The sequence below is a fragment of the Larkinella sp. C7 genome (assembly GCF_006149005.1).
Lineage (GTDB): Bacteria > Bacteroidota > Bacteroidia > Cytophagales > Spirosomataceae > Larkinella.
This window is the reverse complement of sequence record NZ_VBSL01000002.1, coordinates 464,010-490,229: the sequence shown is the minus strand read 5'-3', so window position 1 is coordinate 490,229 and position 26,220 is coordinate 464,010. Positions and strand designations below refer to the sequence as shown.

At 51.5% G+C, this 26,220-nt stretch carries 22 protein-coding genes; 17 read left to right on the top strand and 5 right to left on the bottom strand.

Annotated elements, in window-relative coordinates; all coding sequences use genetic code 11:
* Window positions 1-12: 12 nt before the first annotated feature.
* Window positions 13-510 carry a DUF4385 domain-containing protein gene (locus FH871_RS07185; RefSeq protein ID WP_138990747.1) on the top strand — a complete coding sequence of 166 codons (498 nt, stop codon included), beginning with the start codon at window positions 13-15 and terminating at the stop codon, window positions 508-510.
* A gap of 64 nt (window positions 511-574) precedes the next feature.
* Here FH871_RS07185 and FH871_RS07180 read toward each other — a convergent pair whose 3' ends face one another.
* From FH871_RS07180 to FH871_RS07170, 3 genes are all read right to left on the bottom strand, one after another.
* The gene (locus FH871_RS07180; RefSeq protein ID WP_138990745.1) at window positions 575-2,842 is read right to left on the bottom strand and encodes an NADP-dependent malic enzyme; all 2,268 of its coding nucleotides are present in this window, start codon (window positions 2,840-2,842) and stop codon (window positions 575-577) included.
* Window positions 2,843-2,992: 150 nt separating this feature from the next.
* Window positions 2,993-3,238, bottom strand: coding sequence for a hypothetical protein (locus FH871_RS07175; RefSeq protein ID WP_138990743.1), 246 nt, complete (start codon window positions 3,236-3,238; stop codon window positions 2,993-2,995).
* A gap of 212 nt (window positions 3,239-3,450) precedes the next feature.
* Entirely contained in the window at window positions 3,451-4,683 is a 1,233-nt protein-coding gene (locus tag FH871_RS07170) for an MFS transporter (protein ID WP_229317110.1), read from the bottom strand.
* Window positions 4,684-4,951: 268 nt separating this feature from the next.
* On the opposite strand from FH871_RS07170, the gene FH871_RS07165 reads away from it, so the two are divergent.
* The 6 genes from FH871_RS07165 to FH871_RS07140 all read left to right on the top strand — a co-directional run bounded on the left by FH871_RS07165 (window position 4,952) and on the right by FH871_RS07140 (window position 10,440).
* Window positions 4,952-6,088 (top strand): Gfo/Idh/MocA family protein, encoded by a 1,137-nt coding sequence (locus FH871_RS07165; protein WP_138990986.1) that lies wholly within the window; start codon window positions 4,952-4,954, stop codon window positions 6,086-6,088.
* 143 nt (window positions 6,089-6,231) lie between these two features.
* A complete protein-coding gene (locus FH871_RS07160) occupies window positions 6,232-7,380 on the top strand; it encodes a Gfo/Idh/MocA family protein (RefSeq protein WP_138990742.1) in 1,149 nt (382 codons plus the stop codon).
* A 43-nt stretch (window positions 7,381-7,423) separates the two neighbouring features.
* Complete coding sequence (locus FH871_RS07155) at window positions 7,424-7,798, top strand: four helix bundle protein (RefSeq protein ID WP_138990740.1); 375 nt, start codon at window positions 7,424-7,426, stop codon at window positions 7,796-7,798.
* A 47-nt stretch (window positions 7,799-7,845) separates the two neighbouring features.
* A complete protein-coding gene (locus FH871_RS07150) occupies window positions 7,846-8,898 on the top strand; it encodes a sugar phosphate isomerase/epimerase (protein ID WP_138990738.1) in 1,053 nt (350 codons plus the stop codon).
* A 232-nt stretch (window positions 8,899-9,130) separates the two neighbouring features.
* The gene (locus tag FH871_RS07145) at window positions 9,131-9,334 is read left to right on the top strand and encodes a hypothetical protein (RefSeq protein WP_124907399.1); all 204 of its coding nucleotides are present in this window, start codon (window positions 9,131-9,133) and stop codon (window positions 9,332-9,334) included.
* A 188-nt stretch (window positions 9,335-9,522) separates the two neighbouring features.
* Entirely contained in the window at window positions 9,523-10,440 is a 918-nt protein-coding gene (locus tag FH871_RS07140; RefSeq protein WP_138990737.1) for a restriction endonuclease, read from the top strand.
* Between the two features lie 81 nt (window positions 10,441-10,521).
* Here the strand turns inward: FH871_RS07140 and FH871_RS07135 are convergent, their stop codons facing one another.
* Window positions 10,522-11,052: a Uma2 family endonuclease gene (locus FH871_RS07135; RefSeq protein ID WP_229317108.1), complete on the bottom strand. Its 531-nt coding sequence runs from the start codon at window positions 11,050-11,052 to the stop codon at window positions 10,522-10,524.
* A gap of 65 nt (window positions 11,053-11,117) precedes the next feature.
* On the bottom strand, window positions 11,118-11,669 hold the full coding sequence (locus FH871_RS07130; protein ID WP_138990735.1) for a hypothetical protein: 552 nt from the start codon (window positions 11,667-11,669) through the stop codon (window positions 11,118-11,120).
* Window positions 11,670-11,755: 86 nt separating this feature from the next.
* Between FH871_RS07130 and modA the strand changes: the two genes are divergently transcribed.
* The 10 genes from modA (at window position 11,756) to FH871_RS07080 (ending at window position 25,918) form a co-directional block, all read left to right on the top strand.
* Complete coding sequence (gene modA, locus FH871_RS07125) at window positions 11,756-12,493, top strand: molybdate ABC transporter substrate-binding protein (RefSeq protein ID WP_138990733.1); 738 nt, start codon at window positions 11,756-11,758, stop codon at window positions 12,491-12,493.
* On the top strand, window positions 12,490-13,161 hold the full coding sequence (gene modB / locus FH871_RS07120; RefSeq protein WP_138990731.1) for a molybdate ABC transporter permease subunit: 672 nt from the start codon (window positions 12,490-12,492) through the stop codon (window positions 13,159-13,161). The genes modA and modB overlap by 4 nt, the downstream gene beginning before the upstream one ends.
* The gene (locus tag FH871_RS07115) at window positions 13,146-14,021 is read left to right on the top strand and encodes a sulfate/molybdate ABC transporter ATP-binding protein (protein WP_138990729.1); all 876 of its coding nucleotides are present in this window, start codon (window positions 13,146-13,148) and stop codon (window positions 14,019-14,021) included. Before modB ends, FH871_RS07115 begins: the two co-directional genes overlap by 16 nt.
* Before the next feature lie 591 nt (window positions 14,022-14,612).
* Window positions 14,613-15,470 (top strand): MBL fold metallo-hydrolase, encoded by an 858-nt coding sequence (locus FH871_RS07110; protein ID WP_138990728.1) that lies wholly within the window; start codon window positions 14,613-14,615, stop codon window positions 15,468-15,470.
* A 210-nt stretch (window positions 15,471-15,680) separates the two neighbouring features.
* Complete coding sequence (locus tag FH871_RS07105; protein WP_138990726.1) at window positions 15,681-16,493, top strand: patatin-like phospholipase family protein; 813 nt, start codon at window positions 15,681-15,683, stop codon at window positions 16,491-16,493.
* A 72-nt stretch (window positions 16,494-16,565) separates the two neighbouring features.
* Window positions 16,566-19,028, top strand: a complete 2,463-nt coding sequence (locus tag FH871_RS07100) for an outer membrane beta-barrel family protein (RefSeq protein WP_138990724.1) — start codon at window positions 16,566-16,568, stop codon at window positions 19,026-19,028.
* A gap of 21 nt (window positions 19,029-19,049) precedes the next feature.
* Window positions 19,050-20,246: a sensor histidine kinase gene (locus FH871_RS07095; RefSeq protein ID WP_138990722.1), complete on the top strand. Its 1,197-nt coding sequence runs from the start codon at window positions 19,050-19,052 to the stop codon at window positions 20,244-20,246.
* The gene (locus tag FH871_RS07090; RefSeq protein ID WP_138990720.1) at window positions 20,218-20,994 is read left to right on the top strand and encodes a LytTR family DNA-binding domain-containing protein; all 777 of its coding nucleotides are present in this window, start codon (window positions 20,218-20,220) and stop codon (window positions 20,992-20,994) included. The genes FH871_RS07095 and FH871_RS07090 overlap by 29 nt, the downstream gene beginning before the upstream one ends.
* Before the next feature lie 508 nt (window positions 20,995-21,502).
* The gene (locus tag FH871_RS07085) at window positions 21,503-24,508 is read left to right on the top strand and encodes a TonB-dependent receptor (RefSeq protein WP_138990718.1); all 3,006 of its coding nucleotides are present in this window, start codon (window positions 21,503-21,505) and stop codon (window positions 24,506-24,508) included.
* 12 nt (window positions 24,509-24,520) lie between these two features.
* Window positions 24,521-25,918, top strand: a complete 1,398-nt coding sequence (locus FH871_RS07080) for a RagB/SusD family nutrient uptake outer membrane protein (RefSeq protein ID WP_138990716.1) — start codon at window positions 24,521-24,523, stop codon at window positions 25,916-25,918.
* Window positions 25,919-26,220 lie beyond the last annotated feature (302 nt).

Genomic DNA, 26,220 nt, shown 5'->3' with positions numbered 1-26,220 from the left:
GTTTCACATCCCATGAAAAACGAGCGGAAGAAATTTGATTACGATCTCAATTACAAGGAATTAAACCTGCGCGAACGTCCGGAGTTGTACCGCGTCGGAAAAGGAGAGCAGGGCGTTTTGCTGGTAGAACCGTATAAATCGGAAATCCTGCCGCACTGGCGGTTTAAAACCCCGGAAATTGCCCGCGAATCGTCAGACAAGATTTATGAGCTGTTTCTGAATTACAAGAGAAACGGTGATTTTGTCGGGATGGACATGGCCCGGAAGTTCCTGCAAATGGGTGTAACGCGATCCCGGCGGTATGCCAACCACCGAACTGGCCAGAAATACGACGGCCCGGTTCCTGACGATAAAAAAGGCCGCAGCGGAAGCCACGGCCGTGATCAGTTACCACTTGATGTCGATCCGGTCAAAGCCGAAAGTGCCACCATCTTTCGCGAAAAATACCTCCAGGCCCGCGAAGACCCGGACTACCAGCGGATGCGAAAGGAGTGGCAGGAAAGAGAATGATGAGTTATGAACGATGAACGGGCTAAAGCAGAACATTCATCGTTCATAACTCATCATTAAAAACCTACTTTCCCTGCGCTTCGACGACCGCGATGGCGACCATGTTAACGATTTCACGCTCGGAACTGCCCAATTGCAGCACGTGAACCGGTTTGCGAAGACCGAGCAGAATGGGGCCGATGGCGTCGAAACCGGCGGACTCCGTCATGAGGTTGTAGGCGATGTTCGAAGCCGACAGGTTCGGGAAAATCAGCGTATTGGCGCCTTCTTCCACCAGTTTGCTGAACGGATGATTGAGTTTCAGCAGATCGGTATTGAACGCTAAGTGGGCCTGAATCTCCCCATCGACAATCAGGTCCGGGTGTTTGCGTTGCAGAATCTCAACGGCCTGGTTCATTTTCTGGGCGTCATCGCCTTTCGCACTGCCGAAGTTGGAATACGAAACCAGGGCAATCCGTGGTTTGATGTTAAACCGTTCGACGGCTTTGGCCGTCAATTCCGTGATTTCGACCACCTCGTCGACCGTCGGATTAAAATTAACCGTTGTGTCGGAGAAAAACAGCGGACCGCGTTTGGTGAGCAGAATATACATCCCGGCCACTTTTTTCACCCCGGCTTCTTTCCCGATCACCTGCAAAGCCGGGCGGATCGTGTCGGGATAGTTGCGCGTCAGACCGGAGATTACGGCGTCCGCTTCACCTGCTTCCACCATCATCACCCCGAAATAATTCCGGTAATACATCTGCTTTTTCGCTTCCATCGCGTTGCTGCCCTTGCGTTTGCGTTTCTCGTAATAGAGCTCGCTAAACTTCTGGATCAGCTCGTCCTGCTCCGGAGCGCGGGGGTCGAGGATTGGGACATTGCCCAAATCAAGGTTGTTTTCGGTAATCAAGGTCCGAATCCGACCCACTTCACCCAGCAGAATCGGGAAGGCAATGCCTTCATCGCGAACCTGTTGAGCGGCTTTCAGTACTTTCAGGTTCTCGGCATCGGCAAAAACCACCCGCTTGGGGTCCGACTTCGCCTTGTTGAGAATCACCCGCGAAATCTGATTGTCCTGGCCCAAACGACGCGCCAGTTGCTGTTCATAGGCATCCCAGTCGGTAATCGGGTGTTTGGCAACGCCCGAATCCATCGCAGCCTGGGCCACGGCGGGGGCCACCGTGGTCAGCAAACGCGGATCGACCGGTTTGGGAATGATGTATTTCCGACCGAACATCAGGTTAGATTCGCCATAGGCCAGGTTGACCAGATCAGGAACGGATTTTTTTGCCAGATCGGCCAGCGCGTGAACGGCGGCCAGTTTCATGGCTTCATTGATTTCTGTGGCCCGAACGTCGAGCGCCCCGCGGAATATGAACGGGAAGCCCAGCACATTGTTGACCTGGTTGGGATAATCGGAACGACCGGTTGCCATGATGATGTCCGGACGGGCTTCTACCGCTTCGGGATACGAAATTTCGGGCGTTGGGTTGGCCATCGCGAACACAATCGCGTCTTTGGCCATCGACCTTACCATGTCCTGGGTGACGACGTTGCCTTTCGACAACCCAATGAATACGTCAGCACCCGTCAAGGCTTCCTGAAGTGTGTACAGATCGCGGGTGGTTACAAACATACTTTTGCGCTCGTCAAGGTCGGAACGATCCGCCCGAATGACACCCTTGCTGTCGCACATGACGAAATTTTCGATTTTCGCCCCCAGTGCGATGTACAGTTTCGAGCAGGAAATGGCGGAGGCTCCGGCCCCGTTTACCACGATTTTTACCTCATCGATTTTTTTGCCGATGATTTGCAGTGCGTTCAGCAAGGCGGCCGCCGAGATGATGGCTGTTCCGTGCTGGTCGTCGTGCATCACCGGAATGTTCAGCTCTTTTTTGAGCCGCTCTTCAATTTCGAAACACTCCGGGGCTTTGATGTCTTCCAGGTTGACGCCACCGAACGTGGGTTCCAGGATTTTAACGGTGCGGACAAACTCGTCCACATTTTTAGTATTCAGTTCAATGTCAAAGACATCGATGTCGGCGTAAATCTTGAACAGCAGCCCTTTGCCTTCCATGACGGGTTTGCCGGCTTCCGGGCCAATGTCGCCCAGACCCAAAACCGCACTTCCGTTGCTGATCACGGCCACCAGATTGCCTTTGGCGGTATATTTATAGACGTCTTCGACGTTTTCGGCGATGGCCAGACAGGGTTCGGCTACGCCCGGGGAATAGGCCAGGGAAAGGTCACGTTGTGTACTGTACTCTTTGGTTGGAATGACTTCAATTTTGCCCGGACGGCCCTTGGCGTGGTATTCGAGGGCATCTTCCCGGCGGATTTTCTTCTCCATAAACAATAAGGTCAAGTGTGATAGATGGTAGTCGGAAGCGTTGTTGGGGCGCTAAGGTAAGAATAAAACTAAAAAAAAGACCCGCTGTATTGGCGGGTCATCGGATATACAGAGAAGGTAGTAAAGTTACGTCAAATCGGATCGGAGAATTTAGAGTTGGACTTTAGAAACCGGGGGCTGGGGCAGCGTGTTCTTGACAAACGTCTGACCATTCAAGTCACCATGTTCCTGCATCATCATCATTTGGACTGGGTTAATTTTCGGCAACACCTGTTCATATTGAAACCTCCAGAACGACATTGCGGTAATCAGGAGTGAAAGTACCGATAGCTGAATAATCTGCCAGCGTGATAATTTCAAAGTAGGCCATTTACGGGTTTGGGTTAATTGATTCATTGGCGATAGGGTAAGGTTTAGGGAAAATACGTCGTGTTACGGTCAATACCTTATTTATCGGTGCTTTTTATAGTTGATTCAAAAATAAAAACAATTAATAAATAATGCCAATTTTTCTCTAAAAATTACTAAAAAAAACTTCCAGCCCGTCGGCGAATCAAGGCTGGAAGTTTTTCACTATCAATGTAGGATTTTTTTCGTCCCGTTGCAAATTAGGCGTGGCTCTTTTTGCGGCTGCGCATCCAGAACCAGAGCAAGGTAAACGCAACGATCAAAATGATTGGGAAAGTGGTCATTTTGACCAGCGTGGCTTGCCCGGCGGCCAACTCCAGCGCATCGCCCGACAGACCGGCTGCGGATTTTTCAGCGCGTTCGGTATCGATCCAGCCACCGATGATGGTTTGGAAAATGGATGTCGACAACATCCCGACACCACCAACGATGGACATGCCAAGCGCTCCGCTCAACGGAATGTTTTCAGCGACAAAGCCGATCATGGTGGGCCAGAAATAACAGACGCCAATCGCGAAGAAGACAGCCGCAATGTAAGCCGACGTTCCGGTTTGGGTGCTGAAGAGATAAATACCGATCGTGGCAAAAACCGCTGACCCCAGTAACACCCCGGTTTGGTCGAATTTATGAACGATGGGCCCTGCAAAAAACCGGCCGATCGCCATTAAACCCGTCACCAATGCCAGAATCAGCATCGGGCTGGCACCGCTCTTGGCCATGATTAAACCGACCCATTGCTGCGGACCGAATTCGGTGATGGCCGTCAGGGCCATGCAGCAGAAGATGAAGATGTACAGGGGCGTCAACATGGCCGCGAAATTTTTGCCGAGTGACGTAACGCCTTCGACGCGGGGTTGCGGGAAGGTTTGTCCGAAATACAGGAATGCGTAAATAACCGTCGGGATCATGATGACCCAGATTTGCGCCTGCCAGGGTTGGCCGGCATCCGTCATGAATTTGGAGATCAGGCTACCCAACACGATTCCGCCTGGAAACCACATGTGGAACCGACTCAGCATTTTGTTCATTTTTGTTCCGGTATACATGTCCGCGATCATGGGGTTACAGGCGGCTTCCGTACAACCGTTCCCGAATCCAATGAAGAAGGTAGAGACCAGCAAACCGATGTAGCCACCGGAATAAATGGTGAGCAGAATACCCAGGGTGTGGGCAATTACGGCCACCATCATAATAATTTTGGGACCAACGGAGTGGTAAACCAGACCCCCAATGATCATCGAAATGGGGAAGCCAAAAAAGAACATGGAATTGATCACACCGAGTTGGGTGGCTGTCAACCCGAACTCCGTTCCTAACTGGGGCAGAATCCCGGCCCGGATGCTGAAAGAAAAGGCCGTGGTGATAAGCGCAAAGCAACTGGCATTGAAAAGTCGGCTCTGGTTGACAGGCATTGTCGCCGTGAGTGTCGCCATAAGTGTATTGTAGGGGTTTAGTTGAAAAATTTGTGGTTAAAGCTAAGTTTTATTGAATGGAAATATACAAAATTTCCGAAAAATAAGTAAACCTGCTAATTTCCCGGCCAAATTCTTCTGATTTTATATTTTTAGATTTTTAACCGGGGAGTAGTAGGAACTGATTTTCTGAATCTTCCCCGTTTGGAGACCTAAAATATCCGGTCAGAATCAACCAAACTAATCAAACCTTCAGTTCAACAATAGTATGGCGCACAGAAAAATTCGGATGGGCATGATTGGCGGAAGCCTGGAAGCTTTCATTGGGGCCGTCCACCGTCGGGCCGCTGTTTTCGACGGCGAAATCGAACTGGTCTGCGGGGCTTTTAGCTCCAATCCGGAAAAATCAAAAGCCACTGGCTACGCTCTTTACCTGCCCGATGAGCGTGTATACGGCAGTTTTGAGGAAATGATTTTGAAAGAAAAGGAATTGCCGGAAGGCGAACGGATGGACTTTGTGTCGATCGTGACCCCGAACCACATGCATTTTCCGCCCGCAAAACTGGCTCTTGAAAACGGTTTTCACGTGGTTTGCGATAAACCGATGACGCTGAATCTGGCGGAAGCCCGGGAACTGGCTCAGATTGTGAAAGAAACCGGCAAACTCTTCTGTCTGACGCACAATTACACGGGCTATCCGATGGTGAAAGAAGCCCGCGAGATGGTGCGAAGCGGCAAACTGGGCAAACTTCGCAAAGTGGTGGTGGAATACCCGCAGGGCTGGCTTTCGAAGCTGGAAGAAGCAACTTCCTACAAACAGGCCATCTGGCGGACCGACCCGGCCCAGTCGGGTGCGGCTGGCTGCATGGGCGACATCGGCACGCACGCGGAGAACCTGGCGGAATACATTACCGGTTTGAAAATCACCGAATTGTGTGCCGACCTGACAATCTTCGTCGAGGGCCGGAAACTGGACGACGATGGCAACGTACTGCTGCGGTTTGAAGACGGTGTTAAAGGTGTTCTGCACGCCAGCCAGATTGCCAACGGCGAGGAAAATGCGCTCAACATCCGGATTTATGGCGAACTCGGTGGACTGGAATGGCGGCAGATGGAGCCAAACACACTGATTTACAAAACGCAGGAAGGGCAGCGGGTTTTCCGCCCGGCCGTCGGCGAGTTGTCCGCAGCCGCAAAGGCGCACATCCGGGTGCCATCCGGTCACCCCGAGGGCTTTTTCGAAGCGTTTGCCAATCTGTACCGCAATTTCGCTGTCACACTCCGGAGCGTGATGGAAGGCAAGGAACCCGACCCGATCTACGCCGATTTCCCTTCCGCCGAAGACGGCATCCGCGGCCTGGCCTTCATCGAAACCGTACTCCAGTCGAACCAGTCCAATGAAAAGTGGACGAAATTCGTGGAATGAGAAATCGAAAATGTGATTACACAGGGTTCATCGGAGAACATCAGAGGTAATCAAAGTTTCTCTGATGTTCTCCGATGAACCCTGTGTAATCGCCTGCACGGTTTTCTTTTTTAACCTTTAAATACATTCTTTAACTCTCAAAAATGGAAAAAATCAAAGTTGGTGTAGTTGGTACGGGCTTTATTGGTCCGGCTCACATTGAAGCCCTGCGTCGGCTTCCGAACGTCGAGGTAGTTGCGCTTTGCGAAGTTACCGCCGAACTGGCCCGCCAAAAAGCCGATTCGCTCGGCATTGCCCGTTCCTACACCTTTGACGAATTGCTGAAACAGGACGACATCCAGTGTATCCACATCTGTACCCCCAACTTCCTGCACTATTCGCAATCAAAAGCCGCTCTGGAAGCAGGGAAACACGTGGTTTGCGAAAAACCGCTGGCCAAAGATCTGAAAGAAGCCGAAGAACTGGTGGAACTGGCAGCCAAAACCGGCCTGGTGAATGCCGTTCACTTCAACTTGCGGTATTACCCGTTGGCCCGTCAGATGCGGGTGATGCGGGAGAAAGGCGATCTGGGCGAGGTGTATTCCGTGATTGGATCGTATTTGCAGGACTGGCTGTTTTACGAAACGGATTACAACTGGCGGCTCGAACCCGATAAGTCGGGCGACTCGCGGGCCATTGCCGACATCGGCTCCCACCTGATGGACATTCTGGAATACATCACCGGACTGAAAACCGTGGCTGTTCTGGCGGATTTCAATACCATTCACAAAACCCGGAAAAAACCGCTCAAGGCGGTGGAAACGTATTCGGGCAAGATGCTGCAACCGGAAGATTACGCCGATGTACCCATCAACACCGAAGACCACGCCAACGTGTTGCTGCGGTTCGACAACGGTAACAAAGGGGTTATAACGGTTTCGCAGGTATCAGCGGGCCGCAAAAACCAGATGAAACTGGAGATTGCCGGTTCGAAAAAAACGTTTGCCTGGAACTCCGAAGCGCCGAACGAAATGTGGATCGGTAACCGCGACGGCTACAACGAAAGCCTGATGCGCGATCCGTCGCTGATGTATTCGGAGGCACGCTCGGTGATATCGTTCCCCGGTGGTCACAACGAAGGCTTCCCCGACACCTCGAAGCAGATGTTCAAGGAAGTCTACGAAGCCGTTGCCGCTGGCAAACAGCCCGAAAACCCAACGTACCCCACCTTCGCCGATGGCTACCGCGAACTGCTGATCTGCGAGAAGATTCTGGAATCGAACAGGAAGCAGGGGTGGGTAACCATTGAGTGAATGTGCGAATGAGTGATTGAGTGAAAAACCGTCCCGCCAGAACATGGAGCCGATTCGGATTGATAAAGGCGAATTTGCAGATAGTGTAGAAAAACGCCTGAAGGGATTCATGTTACGATGTGTTCAGGTTTTTCGCTCATTGCCTAATTCGTTTGAAGCACAACATTTTGGGAAACAACTTCTACGAAGTTCATCTTCGTCAGCCGCCAATTATCGGGCGGTGCGAAGAGCCCGAAGTCAAAATGAGTTTTTCGCTAAAATCAGCATTGTTGTTGAAGAATTAGATGAATCGCTCTTTTGGCTTGAAACTTTAATTGATACCGAAATTGTAACAGAAATCCGGTTAAGTGATTTGCTAAGTGAAGGAGTTCAACTAGTGAAGATGCTTTCCAAATCCAGGAACAGTGTCAAAAAATAACGAATATTCTTCGCTCAATCACTCAATCACTAACTCACTCAATTATCATGAAAACCATCAAAGGACCCGCCGTTTTTCTGGCGCAGTTTCTGGGTGATGCCGCCCCGTTTAATTCACTGGATTCCATTGCCCAATACATGGCCGACCTCGGTTATAAAGGCATCCAGCTTCCGACCTGGGACCCCCGGGTGATTGACCTCAAAAAAGCCGCCGAAAGCACCACCTATTGCGATGAGCTGAAGGGCAAACTGAACGACATCGGCGTGGAAATTACCGAACTGTCCACCCACTTGCAGGGGCAACTGGTGGCAGTTCATCCGGCCTATGCATCGATGTTCGACGGGTTTGGGCCGGCCGAACTGGCGGGCAAACCGAAAGAACAGCAGGCGTGGGCGGTGCAGCAATTGAAGTGGGCGGCCAAAGCCAGCCAGAATCTCGGCCTGACCTCGCACGTGACGTTTTCGGGCGCACTGCTGTGGCCGTACATGTATCCGTGGCCACAACGCCCGGCGGGACTGGTCACCACGGCTTTTCAGGAATTGGGAAACCGCTGGAAGCCCATTCTGGATGCGTTCGACGAGTCCGGCGTGAACGTTGGCTACGAATTGCACCCCGGTGAAGACCTGCACGATGGCGTGACATTCGAGACTTTCCTTGACTATGTCGATGGTCACCCACGCGCCGGGATCAACTACGACCCAAGCCACTTTTTGCTGCAGCAACTGGACTACCTGCAATTCATCGACTTCTACCACGACCGGATTTTCGCTTTCCACGTCAAAGATGCCGAATTCAATCCGACGGGGAAACAGGGCGTTTACAGCGGCTACCAGGGCTGGGTCGAACGGGCCGGACGGTTCCGTTCGCTGGGCGATGGTCAGGTCGACTTCTCCGGGATTTTCAGCAAGCTTTCGCAGTATGACTACGACGGCTGGGCGGTTCTGGAGTGGGAGTGTGCCATCAAGCACCCTGAGCAGGGCGCGGCAGAAGGCGCACCGTTTATCGAAAGCCACATCATCCGCGTTACCGAACGGGCGTTTGACGACTTCGCCGGAACGGGCGCTGATGAAGCATTTAACAAGAAATTACTAGGCTTGTAAAGTCTGGTTTGAAACCGCTCCGAAACCTGCAAGGTCTTTTTTGACCTTGCAGGTTTTTTTATATCGTCATCTTATACTGGTCTGCCGAAACGAAACAGATAAGAAGTTTTTAAAACCGGACCCGGCTTTTGGCAGTTTAAAGGACAGGAATCACCGTTTGTCATAATCCGAACGGATTGATCCGCCACCACACTACATTTCGGTGGAAATCGTACTTTAAATGTTCAAAACAATGGCAGGTCAAGGATCGGGCGGCAACGTGCTGGCTGCTCTCTGTAGTTTCTTCATTCCCGGTTTAGGTCAGTTGCTGCAAGGGCGGTTGCTGATGGCAATCATTCAGTTTGTGCTGGCCGGTGTCCTCTGGTTTTTTCTGCTCGGCTGGCTGATTCACTTGTGGTCGATTATAGATGCGGCCCGGTTTAATCCGGGGAGTTGATTTATAGCCGAACAAAATATTGTTCAACAAGAAACATATTTGTCGACCGGCTACGAACAATATTGCTTTGGTATTGATGCGTACATCACTGAATGCTATACAGGAAGTCATTTTGGCGTTTTAAATGTAGTTTAATTGTAGCTATTCGTATACTTTTGTAAGTTGCTACTTCAACACTTTTATTTATTATGCCTATTCCTGATTACCAGAGTATAATGTTACCTCTGCTAAAATATGTGGCGGATGGAAAAGAACATAAATTCAATGATGTTGTAGAAAGGCTAAGCGTTATCTTTCAGCTATCCGATGAAGAGCGGGCGGAGTTGTTGCCGAGTGGTCAGGCGTTTTTATTTGGTAACAGGGCTGGATGGGCAAAAACATATTTAAAAAAATCAGGATTATTAGACTCTCCTAAACGTGGAATTATAAAACTAACTGATCGGGGTAAAAATGCTTTGAAACAAAACCCGGTATCCATAAATATTGCATTTCTTAAGCAATATCCAGAATTTTTAGAATTCCAGTCTACAAAAAAACAGGATAATGGTGAGCAAGTTGCTGAACTAACTACTATTGCACAGCAAACTCCTGAAGAGACTCTTGAAAGCGCTTATTTCAGTATCAGAAAATCCCTTGCACAAGATTTGTTAGATAAAATTGTGAGCATGCCTCCAGTTTTTTTTGAAAAACTTGTTGTCGAACTGCTTGTTAGAATGGGGTATGGGGGATCAATAAAAGATGCTGGGAAAGCTATTGGAAAAAGTGGTGACGAAGGTATTGATGGAACGATAAAAGAAGATAAATTAGGTCTGGATATTATTTATATTCAGGCAAAGCGCTGGAAACCCGGGAATGTTGTCGGTCGCCCAGAAATACACAAGTTTATAGGTGCATTGGCAGGGCAAGGAGCGAAAAAAGGGATTTTTATCACAACTTCTTCTTTTACAAAGGAAGCCTCTGAGTATGTGCCACGCAACGAAACAAAAATTGTTCTTATTAATGGTGTAGAACTAGCTCAATTAATGATTGATTATAACCTCGGTGTTTCGCTTCAACAAATTTATGAAATAAAAAGAATTGATAATGATTACTTTTCTGAAGAATAATCATCAATAACCAATCCCTTCCTCACGCAATAATTCAGCCAAGTTCAGCACACAATCATCCAGAACGGGAACATTGATGTCCTAATTGTGCGTAATCCAGTCGCCAGTGCGGCTGGCGACCAATAGCTTCTGGGGCTGGGTAGTAATCCAGATTAAGCGTTCAACACCAAAGTCGAGAAGCCGCTCGGTTTTTGCGTAAATATAGCTTTGCTCGCGGGATGAAAAATTTTCCAGATCAATCTGTACATCAATTTCAATGGCTACTTTGGGCGGTACATCAAAATATTTATTCGTCAGAATTAGCCCTTCTTTTTCAAAAATGGCTACGTCGTTCGAAAAGTTACTCCCATGATCGACATGAAGGCCGGATTCATTTGAAACGACTAAATATCTTTTCCGATTGATCGTACGACCTATGAACAGGACAATAGCGGTCACAATGGCCGCTTGCAACGAACTGCTTCCCAGAATCTCAGCGGCTGTTTTCTCGCCTGACAAAACGTCCTTGTAGCCTTTGTAATACAGAGGCTTTCCGTTGAGTGTTTCGTAAACCAGATAGGAGGGAACGCGTTTCAGGCGTTTGGGCTCCTCAAAGACAATGGGTATTGCCATGCGCTTGTTCATCCAATAAAATCAATACTACGCATTTTAGTCAGCATTTTCAAGCCAGATTAGGCCTATCGACTACCTAAATACACGTTGAGCGACAACTGAACACTGGGCTGAAACCAGCCCGCATCGGTGAGCTTGCCCACCTTCCCGACGCCTTCAAGCGCCAATCGCCGGGAAAGCGTCATTTCCAAACCCAGTCCGGCATTCAATTTGGCGCTGGAATACCGCGTTGGCGAACCGGGGGTTTCGAAGTCAATGTCCCAATCCCATCCCTGAAACCGACCGTAGGATACGCCACCCAGTGCAAAACCGCTCAGGAGCGAGCCATTCCAGAGGTAATACCGGGCGAATAAACCGCCTTCCAGACGGGTCGATAACAAATTGTGCAATTCTCCCTCAGCCCCAATCCACCACCGGTTGGCGGCAAAATAACCGACTTTGGCGGTCGTGCCCAAAACCGTAAGGCCTGCACCCGTTAACCAACTTCCCTTCTGATGCTGGCTGACCACCTCCGCCTTCCATTCCGGATTCGGTTTTCCGGCCCATTCCAGGTGTTTCTGCGCCTGGCCGCTGAAGCTAAAAAGATACCCTGCGAGTAAAAATAAAAGATGTTTCATGGTTGTTTTGTAAGGAATATAAACCTACTTATTTCCGTTCCTATTTCCAAGAACTCGTTATATTTGCCAGACTATAACGATCGTTCATGCGCCACGGGTTCATCCTGCTTCTTATTGCATTCACACTCCCGGCTACAGCCCAGAAAATTCGGGTGGCGGTGGCGGCCAATGCGCAGTTCGTCATGGAAAAACTGAAAGCCGGTTTTGAAGCGAAAACCAGTCTGACTCTCGAATCCATCGTCAACTCGTCGGGAAAGCTCACGGCCCAAATCCAGAATGGCGCACCGTTCGACGTTTTTCTGTCGGCCGATCTTCACTATCCCGAGCTGGTTTTTCAGGCCGGGCTGGCGCAGGCGAAACCGAAAACGTATGCCTACGGCTTGCTGGTGCTTTGGACGCGGGCCGACATCGATCCCGCCAAAGGACTGGCCGTCCTGGCCGACAAACGGATTACGAAGATTGCCATTGCCAACCCCAAAACCGCTCCCTATGGTGCCGTGGCCGTAAACACACTGACCCAGCAGAACCTGCTGAAAAGCTTACAATCTAAAATCGTCTACGGAGAAAGCATTTCACAGGTCAACCAATACCTGGTTTCGGGTGCGGTCGATGCGGGGTTTACGGCAAAATCGGTGGTGCTGGAGCCGTTGTTAAGGGGCAAAGGCCGCTGGGCGGATGTGAAAGGGGCAAAACCCATTGCGCAGGGCGTGGTGCTGCTCAGAAAGGCCACCGCCGGTTCGCAGAAATTCTACGACTATTTATTTTCGCCGGAAGCACGGGCTATTTTCCAACAATACGGTTACCAACTGCCATCCCGCCCATGACCGATTTCGACTGGCAACCCCTGCTGCTGACGTTTCGCCTGGCCACCACCACAACGCTTTTGTTGCTGCTGGTGGGGATTCCGCTGGCGGGTTGGCTGGCCTTCACCCGCTTCCGTTTCAAACCGGTGGTCGAAGCCGTCATCAGTTTACCGCTCGTGTTGCCCCCCTCCGTACTCGGTTTTTACTTTTTGCTGGCGTTTAATCCGACCGGTTTTCTGGGTAAAAAACTGCTTTCCTGGTTCGATCTGCGGTTGTTGTTTACCTTTGAAGGGCTGGTGGTGGCGTCCATTTTCTACAGCCTGCCATTTATGGTTCACCCCGTACAGGCCGGTTTGGAAAATCTGCCGGCATCGTTGCGGGAAGCATCGTATACGCTTGGGAAATCCCGCCGGGAAACCTTCTTCCGTGTCTTGCTGCCCAACATCAAACCGTCGCTGCTGACGGGCCTGGTACTGTCTTTCGCTCACACGATTGGGGAGTTTGGACTGGTGCTGATGATTGGAGGCAATCTGCCCGGACAAACCCGCGTGGCTTCCGTGGCGATTTACGACGAAGTCGAGTTGCTGCATTATGGAGCGGCCAATGCCTACGCCTTGTTGCTGCTGGTCATCTCCTTCGGTATTTTGCTGACGGTTTACGCAATAAACAAAAGATGGGTGATATTCTGATGCCGATGCTCCAGCTACAGGCCCGGATGAATTTGTTGTTTGCCAGCGGTCCGGCTCTGCTCGATGTCGATTTTAAGCTGACGACCGGGAGCCTGACCGGTTTGTGTGGCCCTTCAGGTTCGGGAAAAACGACACTCCTGCGGATTCTGGCGGGTCTGACGATGCCGGAAAGCGGTCTGATCCGGGTTGGCGACCGGATCTGGCTCGATACGGCGGAACGGATTCAGTTGCCGGTGCAGCAACGGAAAGTCGGCATGGTGTTTCAGGATGCTGCGCTGTTTCCCAACATGACTGTCCGACAAAACGTCGAGTTTGCGGCCGAAAACCGCCGGGATTCACTGGTGGATGAGCTGCTGTCGCTGGTCAATCTGGTTCATCTGGCTGACCGGAAGCCGGCAACCCTCTCGGGGGGGCAACGCCAGCGGGTGGCGTTGATCCGGGCTTTGGCACGGCGGCCGGACGTATTGTTACTGGACGAACCCTTTTCGGCCCTGGACTACGAAACCCGGCAGCAATTGCTCCACGAACTGGTTCGTTTACACCGGCAGTTTGGCACAACAACGGTCTTGGTGAGTCACCATCAGGACGAAATTCACCGGGTTGCCGACTGCATCCTGGAACTAAACCAGGGAAAGGTGACGGCTATTGGAAGCCCTGCTGTGGCAGGAAAAAAATCGGCTGTTCCCCTTAGGGGTACCATACAGGAGGTTCAGGTTGAGGAGACGACAACGCGGCTTCGGATTCGGTTGACGGACAATCTGATCGCACTCAATGTGCCTTCAGGTGTACAGGAGTGGCACATTGGACAAGCCATTGTTGTCTCCCTCGATACCCAGACGCTGACCCGAAAAGCCGACTGAAAAAAGCTCAATGGCCCTAAAAAGAAAAATCCCCGAAATGCACGGGGATCTTTGCTACCATTTTTCTCTGTCCTACCTACCTTACCCGGTTAAGAGTAAGGCTCAAAAAAAGATCAGTATAACCATTCCCTGCAACCGCTTCGGCGAACCGAAAACAGATAGAAGGAACCTCTATACCGGACTTTCCGGTTGATCACTTATTTGCAAGCGAAATTTTATATATCATTGAATCCAGGAATCCATCCTGCATTTACAGGGTTATTCACAACCCGAAATGGAACAAATAACGTACGATGGATATGGATGAATTATCGAAACCAGCAACACCGGAAACGGCAGCTTTGTTACCTGCCCGGAGCGTGCAGTATGCAGTGAGGTTCTTTAAGTTCATACACGTTGAGTATTCAATCAATGCCTAAAAGTACTGAATGTGTCTGATAAATACAAGGCAAATCTAGTTTATAATGCATAAAATAGTGTTGTTTAATGTCATTTTAATGATCCATTCCTTATCCAATGGGACAGGGTATGCCAATAATAGTGTATATAGAAGTCTGATTATTCATTTTCCAAGAACCCTACAATCTTGCTATGGCTGTACAAACGATCGATACCGGTTTTTTTAAATTAGATGGTGGGGCCATGTTCGGCGTTGTGCCGAAGTCACTCTGGAACAAGTCCAACCCGGCCGACGAGCGTAACCTCTGCACCTGGGCGATGCGCTGTTTGCTGGTGGAAGAAGGTAATCGGCTGCTGCTGGTAGACACGGGGCTGGGCGACAAACAGGATGCCCGGTTTTTTAGTCACTACGAACCCCACGGAGAGGCATCCTTGCTGAAATCCATTCGGCAGGCGGGGTATTCTGAAAAAGACATCACGGATGTTTTGCTGACCCACCTCCACTTCGATCATGTGGGTGGGGCGGTTTCCCGGTCTGCCGATCAGCTCGTGCCTACCTTTCCATCCGCTACCTACTGGAGCCACAGCGCGCACTGGGACTGGGCCACGAATCCAAATTCGCGCGAAAAAGCATCTTTTCTGAAGGAAAACATCGAACCGTTGCAGCAGAGCGGGCAGTTGCAGTTTGTCGACCAGGGCGGTTTTTCCTTTCCGAATGTCGAACTGGTGCAGGTCGATGGTCATACGGAGAAAATGACGCTGCCGGTTTTTCAGGTCGGCAACCGGAAAGTGGCCTATGTGGCCGACCTGATTCCGTCGTCGGCCCACGTTCCCTTGCCCTGGATCATGAGTTACGACGTCCGCCCGCTGCTGACGATGGAGGAAAAAACGCGTATGCTGCGACAGGCGGCCGAAGAAAACTGGATTCTGGTGTTCGAACACGATCCGGTTGTTGAAGCCGCCACCGTCGAAGCCACCGAGAAAGGCATCCGAATCCGCGAGAAAGGACAATTGGCCACGTTCCTACAACAAAACGGGACGGTGTTTTAAATATAACGCCAACAATGAGATGATGCCCTTGCCTAACAGTTGTTTAAGTGCCAGCGGCACTTAGGACCCCTCCGGGGTCAGTAATCTCACAGTTTGTGTTAAAGATAATATTCTGTAGCAAAATCAACATTCGCTTCGTTACTTCAAGGAGGAGATTCGGCCGGATTGGTTGTTTTTTCCTGGGTATTCGAACGTCATCGTCGTAAAAAAATGAAAATTGGCTTGGTGCTTTCCGGAGGAGGGGCGCGGGGAATTGCGCACCTGGGGGTTTTGAAGGGCTTACAGGAAGAAGGGTTTGTATTCGATCAGATTGCCGGAACGAGTGCGGGGGCCATTGCCGGCGCCTTGTTTGCCAATGGCTATACGCCCGACGAAATCCTGAAAATTATCGAAACAACGCCCTTTTACCGCCACGTTCGGCCCGCGTTTACCCGGCTGGGGCTGCTGCGGCTCGACAAAGCGGAGGAATTATACCGGAAATATCTACCGCACGATTGCTTCGAAAGTCTGCATATCCCGATGCATGTGGTGGCGACGGACCTGACCGAAGGTGTTCTGACGGTTTTCAATACCGGAGAACTCGTCCGGCCCATTCTGGCTTCCTGCAGCCTGCCCGGTATTTTCGAGCCTTACCTGATCAACAAACGCCAATACGTCGACGGGGCGGTTTTGAACAACATGCCGGTTGAAGTGATCGAAGACAAGGTCGACCTGATCGTGGGGATTCATTGCAACCCCTTCACAACCCAAAAACCCATTACGTCCGTCAAAGGGGTGCTGGAACGCAGCCTCATTCTGGCCGTCCGCAGCAAAACCCGGGAGCGGCTGGCCAAATGCCACCTTTTGATCGAACCGCCCGAATTGAGCCGCTACGATGTTTTCGACTGGCGTCGCGCCCGGGATCTTTTCCGGATAGGTTATCAATACACCCAGTCCATCAAACCCCAGTTGATCAGGACGCTGGAGTCGGCATTCATTTCAGATACGATCTCGCCCAATTCAAACAATAAAACCCCCGGTTGAGCCAATTGAGCCTGGGAAGACGCATCGGGAAGTCGTAGTTTTCATCAGAAAACCGTCTTCCAGGCCCCAGTAATGTTCAAACGTGTTCTGATTGTTGCGCTTCTGTATGTTTCCGGTAGCCTGATGGCCCAGCCTCCGCAATTCGGCGGGGTGACGGGTCTGGTACAGGATTCGGGGGGCGGTCCGCTGGAACTGGTGACCTTGCTGTTGCTGAAAGCGACCGACTCGACCCTGGTGAAAGGGACGGTGAGTAATCAGCAGGGCGTGTACGAATTTGAGACCATTCCTGCCGGAACCTATCTGGTGGCGACCTCGCTGGTAGGGTTTCAGAAAACCTATTCCCGTGTCTTTTCAGTAGGCGAGAACCACTGGAACAACCAGTTGCCTTCTTTGGTGATTCGCGAAGAAACCCGACAATTGTCCCAGGTGACGGTGAAGGCCCAAAAACCGTTCATTGAGCAGCATCTTGATAAAACGGTGCTCAACGTGGAGAACAGCATGGTGGCCACGGGTGGAACAGCACTCGAAGTGCTGGAAAAAGCACCCGGCGTGGTGGTGGATGGGCAGTCGGACCGGATTAGCCTGAATGGGCGCGACAATGTGCTGGTGATGATCGACGGCAAGCCCACCTATCTGTCGGCCGCACAGGTGATGGATTTGCTCCGGAACACGCCCAGCAATACCATTGAAGCCATTGAACTCATCCAGAATCCGCCCGCCCGCTACGATGCCGCCGGTAATGCCGGTATCATCAACATCCGCCTGAAACGCAACCGGTCGGCCCAACCCCTCAACGGCAATCTGACTGCCGGATTGGGTCAGGGGCGGTTTTTGAAATACAATTCGGGCCTGACACTCAATGCCCGGACTGGCCCGTGGAGTTGGTTTGGTACCTACGCATTCGATCAGCGCGACTATTGGTCAGTAGCCAACATCGACCGGCGGCTGTCCCCGGACGGCGAGCCGCTATTGATCCGGCAGGATACCTACCGACCCATTCAAAACACCAGCCACTCGTTTCGGTTTGGAGCCGATTTTGCGCCCAACCACCACTCGACCATCGGATTGTTGCTGAACGGCATGAACGTTGGCAACCGCTCGCAGGGTGGAACCACCAGTGCCCTCTACAAAGCCGGTGTTCTGACCTCTACCGAAGAAACTGGAAACGATAATCAACGCAGCATCGACCGGCTGGCGGCCAACCTGAACTACCGCCACCGGTTCGACACCACAAGCCGGGGCGGTAAGGGACGCGAATTGCTGTTGGACGTCGATTATTCCGATGCATCGTTTCGGCCGTTGGAACAGTTTGAAAACCGCTACCTGAACCCGCAGGGCGTCGAAACCGGTCCCCGGAATTTTCAGCGACTCCATACCGTATCGAAAGCCCTGATCCGGGCCGCCAAAGCCGATTATGTGCATCCCATCGACCGGCAGACTACCGTGGAAGGCGGCTGGAAAAGTAGTTTTGTGACGCTCAAAAATGATTTGCAGTTTGAGACCAAACGTGCGGAGGCAGGACAATCCGTGCCCTGGCAGCTCGACACCAGCCGCACGAACCAATTCGAATACCGCGAAACGATTCACGTCGGATACCTGACGGGCCACCGAAACTGGGCTAACTGGACGCTGCAAGTGGGTCTTCGGCTGGAGCTAACACAAACCGAAGCCTATTCGGTGACGGCCCAACATACCGTGAAGCGGTCGTATCTGAACCTGTTTCCGAATGTATTGCTGACCCGTCGGGTGGGCAAAAACCACCAGCTTCAATATACCTACAGCCGCCGGATCGACCGGCCGGATTACCAGTTTCTGAACCCTTTCATCCGTATTTTTAGTCCGTATATGTACCAGCAGGGCAATCCGTACCTGAAACCGCAGTATACCGACGCATTCCAGCTCAGCTACAGTTACAAGGACGAAACGACGGTGGGTGTGAGTTATGCAAAGACCCGTGACGTCATTGCCGACATCAACGAACAGAATAACACCACCGGAGTCACGCGGGTTACGCTCGTCAATCTGGCGAAACAAACGGTTTTGGGGCTACATCTCAGTACACCTGTGCGGTTTACCCGTTGGTGGTCGGCCCGCAATACCGCCAATGTATCGTACAGTTCCTACCAATCCGGGGTGGGCGGAACACCACTGAACACGACCTGGACGTCGGCCAATCTGACCAGCAACCATACATTCGTTTTTCCGCACGGCCTGTCGGCTGAACTGGCGGCTTCTTATACTTCGCCGTACGTCTACAGCCAGAACAAAATGCGGGCGTATGGTCAGGTGAGCGTCGGCTTCCAGAAAAGTTTTTGGCAGAAAAAAGCCGTTCTGCGTTTCAACTGGGGCGATCTGTTCCAGACGCAGCGCTATCGGGGAACGCTGCAATTTCAGCAAATGGATTTCCAGTTTGCATCCTACGCCGAAACCCGCGTCGCCCGCCTGACATTCACCTACTATTTTGGAAACCGGGAATTAAAAGGAGCCGGAAACCGTCGGACGGTTTCTGAGGAGGAACAACGCCGGATGAACTAACCCGTACCTGTACGAATCCCAATGACAAACTTCATCAACACACTTTTGCAGCAGGCCAGCATCCCGATTACCAGTCGCCAGTTCTGGCGTTATTCGCTGGTTTTCTGGGGTGTTCTGGCCATCTTCTCGTACATTCAGAGTACGCTGGTTTGGTTGCTGGGCAGCAAGTCGAAGATGTATATCGCCGAATCGGTCGAATGGCTCGTTACGTATCTGATGTGGCTCGGTTTCACGCCCTTCATTCTGAAAGCCGTGCAGCGTTTCCCAATCCGGCTGCTGGAACGCAAAGGCGCCTGGATCCAATCATTGGTCATTCATGTGTTGATTGCATCGGGTTTTTCGCTGCTGGTTTCCTGTGTTGCGTATCTGCTCGTTTCGCCCTTGTATGCTTACGAAATCGGAAAGCCGATTGGCCCCGAAAATATTCCATTCTGGTTTTTCTGGTCGTATTCACTGCGTGTCACCAATTACCTGCTGGTTGTCGTCGGGTACAGCATTATTTCCTACACCCATCGCTACCAGGCACTGAAAGAACAGAATCTAACGTATGAATTGAACAATGAGCAATTGAAGACACAACTGGCGGGTGCCCAGCTTCAGGCGCTCAAGATGCAGTTAAATCCCCATTTTCTGTTTAATACGCACCATGCCATTGTGAGTCTGATGCTGCAAAACGACACGCGGAAAGCCATCGACATGGTCACCACCCTAAGCGATCTGCTGCGGGGCGTGCTGGCGCACCAGGATTCCAATTTTCTGACGCTTCGACAGGAACTGACGCTGACCCAACAGTATCTGGCGATTCAGCAAATCCGGTTTCAGGATCGACTTCGGATCGAGTACGACATTGACCCGGCCACCGAAAACTGTCCGGTTCCGCAGTTGCTGCTGCAGCCGCTGGTCGAAAATGCCGTGACGCACGGTATTTCGGGGCTTACCACCGACGCCCTGATTCGCATCAGCACCCGCCGACATCCCGGCGAAATCCAGATTTCGATTTTCGACAACGGGCTGGGCCATCGCCGGAAAAGACGGGAGGGGGGCGGTCTTGGACTGAACAACACCCGCCTGCGACTCCGTCAGGCCTACGGCGATGCGGCTCATTTTACCATCGAACAACCGCAGGGTGGCAGCACCATCGTGACGCTTTTATTTCCCTGTGAACCTAGTTTGCTCACCAACTCTACGCATGAAAACCTATCGCTCGCTCATCATTGACGATGAAATGCTGGCCCGGAGTGTCATTCGCACCTTTTTGCAGGCCGATCCGTCGGTTACTGTACTGGGCGAAGCAGGCAACGGTACCGAAGCCGTCATCAAGATTCTTCAACACCGCCCCGATCTGATTTTTCTGGACATTCAAATGCCCGAACTCGATGGTTTTGAGGTACTGAAAGAAATCTGGCCCCACCACCAGCCGTTTGTGGTGTTCACCACCGCCTACGATCAGTATGCTTTGCGGGCTTTTGAGGTCAACGCCATCGACTATCTGCTGAAACCATTCAATGAGGTGCGCTTTCACCAGGCGTTGGGGCGGGTGCAGGAGCGGATTTCGCAACAAACCCAGCCCCGAATTGAGGCCCTGGTGAGTCAGTTGATGAGCGAACAGGCCGCACAACCCAGTGGGGCCTATCTGCGCCGGATTCTGGTGAAAGAAACCGGCCGGATGTATCTGGTCAAGGCCGACGACATTAGTTACCTGGACGCCGACGGCAATTACATCACCCTGCATACAGCGCAGGAGCGCCATACGATTTACGACAGTTTGACGAGCCTGGAAACCCGGCTCGATCCAACCGATTTTGTGCGAATCAACCGCTCATACATCGTCAACCTCAATTACATCGCCGAGGTCGAAACTTATTTCAACGGGGAATACATCGTTAAACTCAAAACCGGTCAGCAACTGAAGTGGACACGCAATTACCGCGATAACCTGAAAGCATTTTATTCCAAATCGGCCTGACGCAACGGGGTTCGGGGCATTTCAACTTTCCTTTGTTACTGAATGTCAATAATCATAGACTAGGTGTTTCTATGACTGGCAATTCGGTTAGATCGGAAGGTGTGCTTCCATTTTAACCGGGTTTTGGTAAAGATTAAATATTTTATTTAATCTTTCCAATAGGATTATGAGTGTAATTCCAACCAGGGATCGGTGCCGGGAGTCACCCATTGGGAAAGTTGACCGGAGCGAATACCCGATCGCGACGGTGCCGCAGGAAGGTATCCTGAATATATCAAAACAAATAGTTAATTGGTTGATTATTAGGAAATTACTGTATTTTTGGTAATTGGAAATGGATTGCCGGATTCTAAATTACCTGGTAAATAGTATGCAGGCATACATTTTTTTTGATGATAAGGCTCTGCATATCACCCGAATTGCATTAAATTGCGTTTAAGTAAATTCCCATTTTCCGGGGGATTGTTTTTTTTCATTTTTATTTTTTCAACAAACCAAACCTATTTGTATGAGAAGATCATTACTGTTTAGCTGTCTGCTAATCACCCTGGTGTGGGCTTCGGCGATGGCGCAGGATCGGCAGGTGACTGGAAGAGTCACCTCCTCCGAGGACGGGTCGGCCTTGCCGGGTGTTTCCATTCAGTTGAAGGGAACCCAGCGGGGAACCCAGACCGATGCCAGTGGCAATTACGCCCTCAGTGTACCGACATCGGGTGGTTCGCTGGTTTTCAGTTTTATCGGAACGACCACGCAGGAAGTGGAAATTGGCAACCGCAGCACCATCGATGTGAAGCTGGTGAACGACACCCGCGCCCTGAGTGAAGTGGTTGTGGTGGGCTACGGAACGCAACAGCGCCGTGACCTGACTGGGTCGCAACTGACGGTGAAAGGCGACGATATTGCCAAACTGCCGGTACAAACCTTTGAGACGGCGTTGCAGGGCCGCACGCCGGGGGTTCAGATTACGCAGGGAAGTGGCAAACTCGGTTCGGCCTTGCAGATCCGGGTTCGGGGCGCGGCTTCGATCTCCGCCGGGAACGAACCGCTGTATGTGCTGGACGGGATTCCCATTACCTCGCAGGATGTCAACACAACCGACACCGAACTCTTCAGTCCGCTGGCCGACATCGACCCGAACGACATCGAATCCATTGAGATTCTGAAAGATGCCTCGGCCTCGGCAATTTATGGATCACGCGCGAGCAACGGCGTCGTGCTGATTACGACCAAACGCGGAAAAGCCGGCCGGACCAACATCCAGATTGGCTATTACACCGGAATCACGAACGCAACCCGCAAACGGGAGTTCTTAAATTCGGCCGAATACAAAGAACTATTTACGGAATCGCTGACCAACGCGGGCATCGATCCCAACGATCCGAGCGACGGTTTTCCGGGCTACGGGATTGACCCGAACTCCGGCATCGACAGCGACTGGGCGGGTGCGGCTTTCCGGCAGGGAGCCGTCAATCAGGCCAACTTCGGCATCAACGGCGGGAACGATAAAACCCGGTTTAGCCTGAGCGGTGCGACCAACAAACAGGTTGGTTTCATCATCGGCAACAACTTCCGCCGGAACAACATGCGGCTAAACCTCGACCACACGGTAAGCAAGAAACTGAGTGTCGGGGCCAGCATTGCTTTCTCCACCATCGTCAACAAGAAGGTGTCGGGCGATAATGCGTTCTCCAACCCGATTCAGTTGAACGCCCTGCCGCCCCTGCAGGCGATTTACAACCCCAGCGATCCGACGGGCTATAACCGTTCGACGCTGTATTATAACAACCTGGTGGAACTCAACAACGCTTCCAACTACGCCCGCACTTTCCGTACGTTCGGAAATGTATTTGGTCAGTATCAGCTTCTGCCGGGTCTGACTTTCCGGAGTGAGTACGGTTTCGATGTGTTGAATTTGCAGGAAGAAATCTACCAGGGCCGGGTGACGGAAGATGGTGCCCCGACCGGCTACGGCTATCAGGCCATGACGCGGGTGAACAACTGGACCACGAACAACACACTCAGCTACCTGAAAAACATCGGTACCGATCACACGATCGACATTTTGGCCGGGATGACCTATCAGGAACAGAATGTGCAGGACGTTCGGGCAGAAGGGCGGAATTTTCCGAATGACAAATTCCAGGAACTTGCCAGTGCCAGCCAGAAAACGGATGCCCGCTCGACTGAAACCGGTTTCAGCATTCTTTCGTACCTGGCCCGCGCCAACTACAAATTTAAAGATCGCTATCTGGTGGGCTTTACGGGCCGGATCGATGGTTCGTCACGCTTTGGGGCCGACAATCGCTACGGTTTTTTCCCCTCGGCTTCCGTGGGCTGGATTCTGAACGACGAGCCGTTTATCAAGAATGCCCTGCCCATCCTGAGCCTGCTGAAACTGCGCGCCAGCTACGGCTTGACCGGGAATTCGGAAATCGGCAATTTTGATTCACGCGGGTTGTATGGAACCATCAATTATGGCGACCAGGTAGGTATTCGTCCGTCGCAGGTGGCCAATGCCGCCTTGCGTTGGGAAAAATCGACGCAGTTTGACCTGGGTCTGGAATTTGGTTTCCGCAATAACCGCATCAACGGCCAGATTGATTTCTACAACAAGATCACCGACGATCTGCTGCTGAACGTGCCACAACCGGCCATCAACGGTTTTTCAACGATTGCCCGCAACATCGGCAGCATGCGCAACCGGGGCCTTGAATTCAGCATTACCTCGCAAAACCTGGTTGGCGCTTTCCGCTGGTCGACCAACTTCAACATCTCGTTCAACCGCAACAAGGTGACGCGGCTGGATGTGTCGCCCATCCGGGCCAATTCCCGCTTCCTGAGTTATGTGACGGTGGGTCAGCCACTGGGTGTTTTTTACGGTAAAAAATACCTGGGTGTCGATCCGGCCAACGGCGATGCGCTGTATGAGGGGCCGGATGGGCAACCCACGAACAACTACGCTTCGGCACCAGAATTGTTTGTGGGCGATCCCAACCCGGATTTTACGGGCGGTTTGAACAATAACTTCTCCTACAAAGGGTTCGACCTGAGCGTTCTGCTTCAGTTTGTTTCCGGCAACGATCTCTTCAACGTAGCGGGTATTTACCAGTCGGTGAATGGTGATTATTTTGATAACCAGACCAAGGACCAGATGAATCGCTGGCAGAAACCGGGTGATGTGACGGATGTTCCACGCGCTGAATTCGGCGCGGCCAACGGAACCAGTATTTCATCCCGCTGGATGCAGGATGGTTCGTTTTTGCGGGTAAAAACCGCTTCGCTGGGCTACAACCTGCCGAGTGCATTCCTGAAGAAAGCCTTTATCCAAACCGCCCGGGTTTACGTTTCGGCCCTGAACCTGTTCACATTTACGAAGTATACGGGCTATGATCCGGAAGTGAACACGCAGTATATCAATTCGACGAACCAGACGGCCAACATTGCTTTAGGGCATGACTTTTATACTCCTCCGCAGGCGAAAACCTTTACGTTTGGTGTAAATCTTGGCTTTTAATTGAAACTGAACATGAAAAAAATAATTATATCCTTAAGTCTGGCCATGGTGATGGGCATAACCGCCTGTGACAACAAACTGGACCTTGAGCCCCGCCAGTCGGTCGATGCGGCTACGGCTTTATCGACGGCGCAGGACATCGAAAGTGCCTTGATTGGAACCTATGGCGTTCTGACCGGAACCGGGGGCGGTCTGGCCGATGGCGAGTTGTATGGAACCAACCTGAACCTGGTTCCTGAACTGCTGGCGTCCGATAATTCGGTGTCCTGGCGCGGAACGTTTGCGAGCTACCGGGAAGTGACCAACCGGCAGATGCTGGCCACCAACGTCGAAGCGCAACGCACCTGGATTACGGCCTATCAGGTCATCAACGTGGCCAACAACATCCTGGAGTCGCTGGACAAAGTGACGGATGCCGACCAGAAAACCGCCTTTGAAGGGGAAGCCCGGTTCCTGCGGGGAATCATGTATTTTGAACTGGTTCGTCTGTATGCGCTGCCCTGGGGAGCGACGGCAGCCAATGATCAACTGGGAGTTCCGCTGGTGCTGCGGGCCACAAAGGGGCAGGAACAGGCCGCCGAAACCCGGGCGCGCAATACCGTAGCCCAGGTGTATACCCAGGTGCTCGATGACCTGACGAAGGCAACGACGCTGATGCCGGAAGACAATGGGTTGCGGGCGTCTAAATTTGCAGCCCTGGCGTTTCTGTCGCGGGTATACCTGCAACAGTCCGACTATGCAAAAGCCCTTGCTGCGGTTAATCAGGTGATCGAATCGGGGAATTACCAACTGAACACCAATGTGACGACGGTTTTCCGGAACAAAAATACGGCCGAAAGTATTTTCGAGATTCAGGAAAACACGCAGAACAACCCCGGAACGACCAATGATGGGTTAACAACGCTGTACGCCAGTATTCCGGCGGGGGGGGCTGCCGTTGGCCGGGGGGATGTTCAGGTGCTGAACAGCTTCGTCGAGTCGTATGATTTGACGGATGCGCGCCGGACGGAGTTGTATTACATTGGTGTGAAAGGAGCCGGAACCCGGTATTACACCGGAAAATGGGCGGATTTTTACGCCAACATTCCCGTGATTCGTCTGTCGGAAATGCTGCTGACCCGTGCCGAGTGCAACCTGCGACTTTCGACCAGCACGGGGGCTACACCCGCCGAGGATCTGAACGCCGTTCGCGAACGGGCTGGAGTGGCTCCGATTGCCGCGCCTACACTGGCTCAGGTTCTGAAAGAACGCCAACTGGAACTGGCCTTCGAAGGCCTGCGCATCCACGACATCAAGCGCACGAAAGGCAAAACCGGCGACCTCAACTGGAACGATCCGAAGCTGGTCATGCCCATTCCGAAACGCGAAATCGACGCCAATAGCCTGCTGGTTCAGAATCCGGGGTATTAAGGAGAAAGATAAATGATGAATAATAAATGTAAAAGTATTTACAGCACGTACCCACTTTTATATTTATTATTCATCATTTGATATTCGTCATTTTGAAATACTCTATTTAAAAATGCCGTACCACCGGGTACGGCATTTTTATTTGGCAGAAGTACAACGTTGCACTAAAAAAAAGCGTCATGGTAGATGTTACATATTTTTTTATTTGGTATACATTGATTAGCCGTGATTCAGCGTTTAATAGTTTGAAAAATCAGTATATTGACCCTTCAAAGGGGATGAGAAATAACCGGTTTTTGCCC

Coding starts and splice junctions, on each gene's coding strand:
- FH871_RS07095 (WP_138990722.1), top strand. CDS start 19,050: ATGACAAACTTCATCAACACACTTTTGCAGCAGGCCAGCATCCCGATT.
- FH871_RS07085 (WP_138990718.1), top strand. CDS start 21,503: ATGAGAAGATCATTACTGTTTAGCTGTCTGCTAATCACCCTGGTGTGG.
- FH871_RS07160 (WP_138990742.1), top strand. CDS start 6,232: ATGGAAAAAATCAAAGTTGGTGTAGTTGGTACGGGCTTTATTGGTCCG.
- FH871_RS07170 (WP_229317110.1), bottom strand. CDS start 4,683: ATGGCGACACTCACGGCGACAATGCCTGTCAACCAGAGCCGACTTTTC.
- FH871_RS07100 (WP_138990724.1), top strand. CDS start 16,566: ATGTTCAAACGTGTTCTGATTGTTGCGCTTCTGTATGTTTCCGGTAGC.
- FH871_RS07180 (WP_138990745.1), bottom strand. CDS start 2,842: ATGGAGAAGAAAATCCGCCGGGAAGATGCCCTCGAATACCACGCCAAG.
- FH871_RS07165 (WP_138990986.1), top strand. CDS start 4,952: ATGGGCATGATTGGCGGAAGCCTGGAAGCTTTCATTGGGGCCGTCCAC.
- modB (WP_138990731.1), top strand. CDS start 12,490: ATGACCGATTTCGACTGGCAACCCCTGCTGCTGACGTTTCGCCTGGCC.
- FH871_RS07140 (WP_138990737.1), top strand. CDS start 9,523: ATGCCTATTCCTGATTACCAGAGTATAATGTTACCTCTGCTAAAATAT.
- FH871_RS07105 (WP_138990726.1), top strand. CDS start 15,681: ATGAAAATTGGCTTGGTGCTTTCCGGAGGAGGGGCGCGGGGAATTGCG.
- FH871_RS07115 (WP_138990729.1), top strand. CDS start 13,146: ATGGGTGATATTCTGATGCCGATGCTCCAGCTACAGGCCCGGATGAAT.
- FH871_RS07175 (WP_138990743.1), bottom strand. CDS start 3,238: ATGAATCAATTAACCCAAACCCGTAAATGGCCTACTTTGAAATTATCA.
- FH871_RS07150 (WP_138990738.1), top strand. CDS start 7,846: ATGAAAACCATCAAAGGACCCGCCGTTTTTCTGGCGCAGTTTCTGGGT.
- FH871_RS07155 (WP_138990740.1), top strand. CDS start 7,424: ATGGAGCCGATTCGGATTGATAAAGGCGAATTTGCAGATAGTGTAGAA.
- FH871_RS07185 (WP_138990747.1), top strand. CDS start 13: ATGAAAAACGAGCGGAAGAAATTTGATTACGATCTCAATTACAAGGAA.
- FH871_RS07145 (WP_124907399.1), top strand. CDS start 9,131: ATGGCAGGTCAAGGATCGGGCGGCAACGTGCTGGCTGCTCTCTGTAGT.
- FH871_RS07110 (WP_138990728.1), top strand. CDS start 14,613: ATGGCTGTACAAACGATCGATACCGGTTTTTTTAAATTAGATGGTGGG.
- FH871_RS07080 (WP_138990716.1), top strand. CDS start 24,521: ATGAAAAAAATAATTATATCCTTAAGTCTGGCCATGGTGATGGGCATA.
- FH871_RS07130 (WP_138990735.1), bottom strand. CDS start 11,669: ATGAAACATCTTTTATTTTTACTCGCAGGGTATCTTTTTAGCTTCAGC.
- FH871_RS07090 (WP_138990720.1), top strand. CDS start 20,218: ATGAAAACCTATCGCTCGCTCATCATTGACGATGAAATGCTGGCCCGG.
- modA (WP_138990733.1), top strand. CDS start 11,756: ATGCGCCACGGGTTCATCCTGCTTCTTATTGCATTCACACTCCCGGCT.
- FH871_RS07135 (WP_229317108.1), bottom strand. CDS start 11,052: ATGGCAATACCCATTGTCTTTGAGGAGCCCAAACGCCTGAAACGCGTT.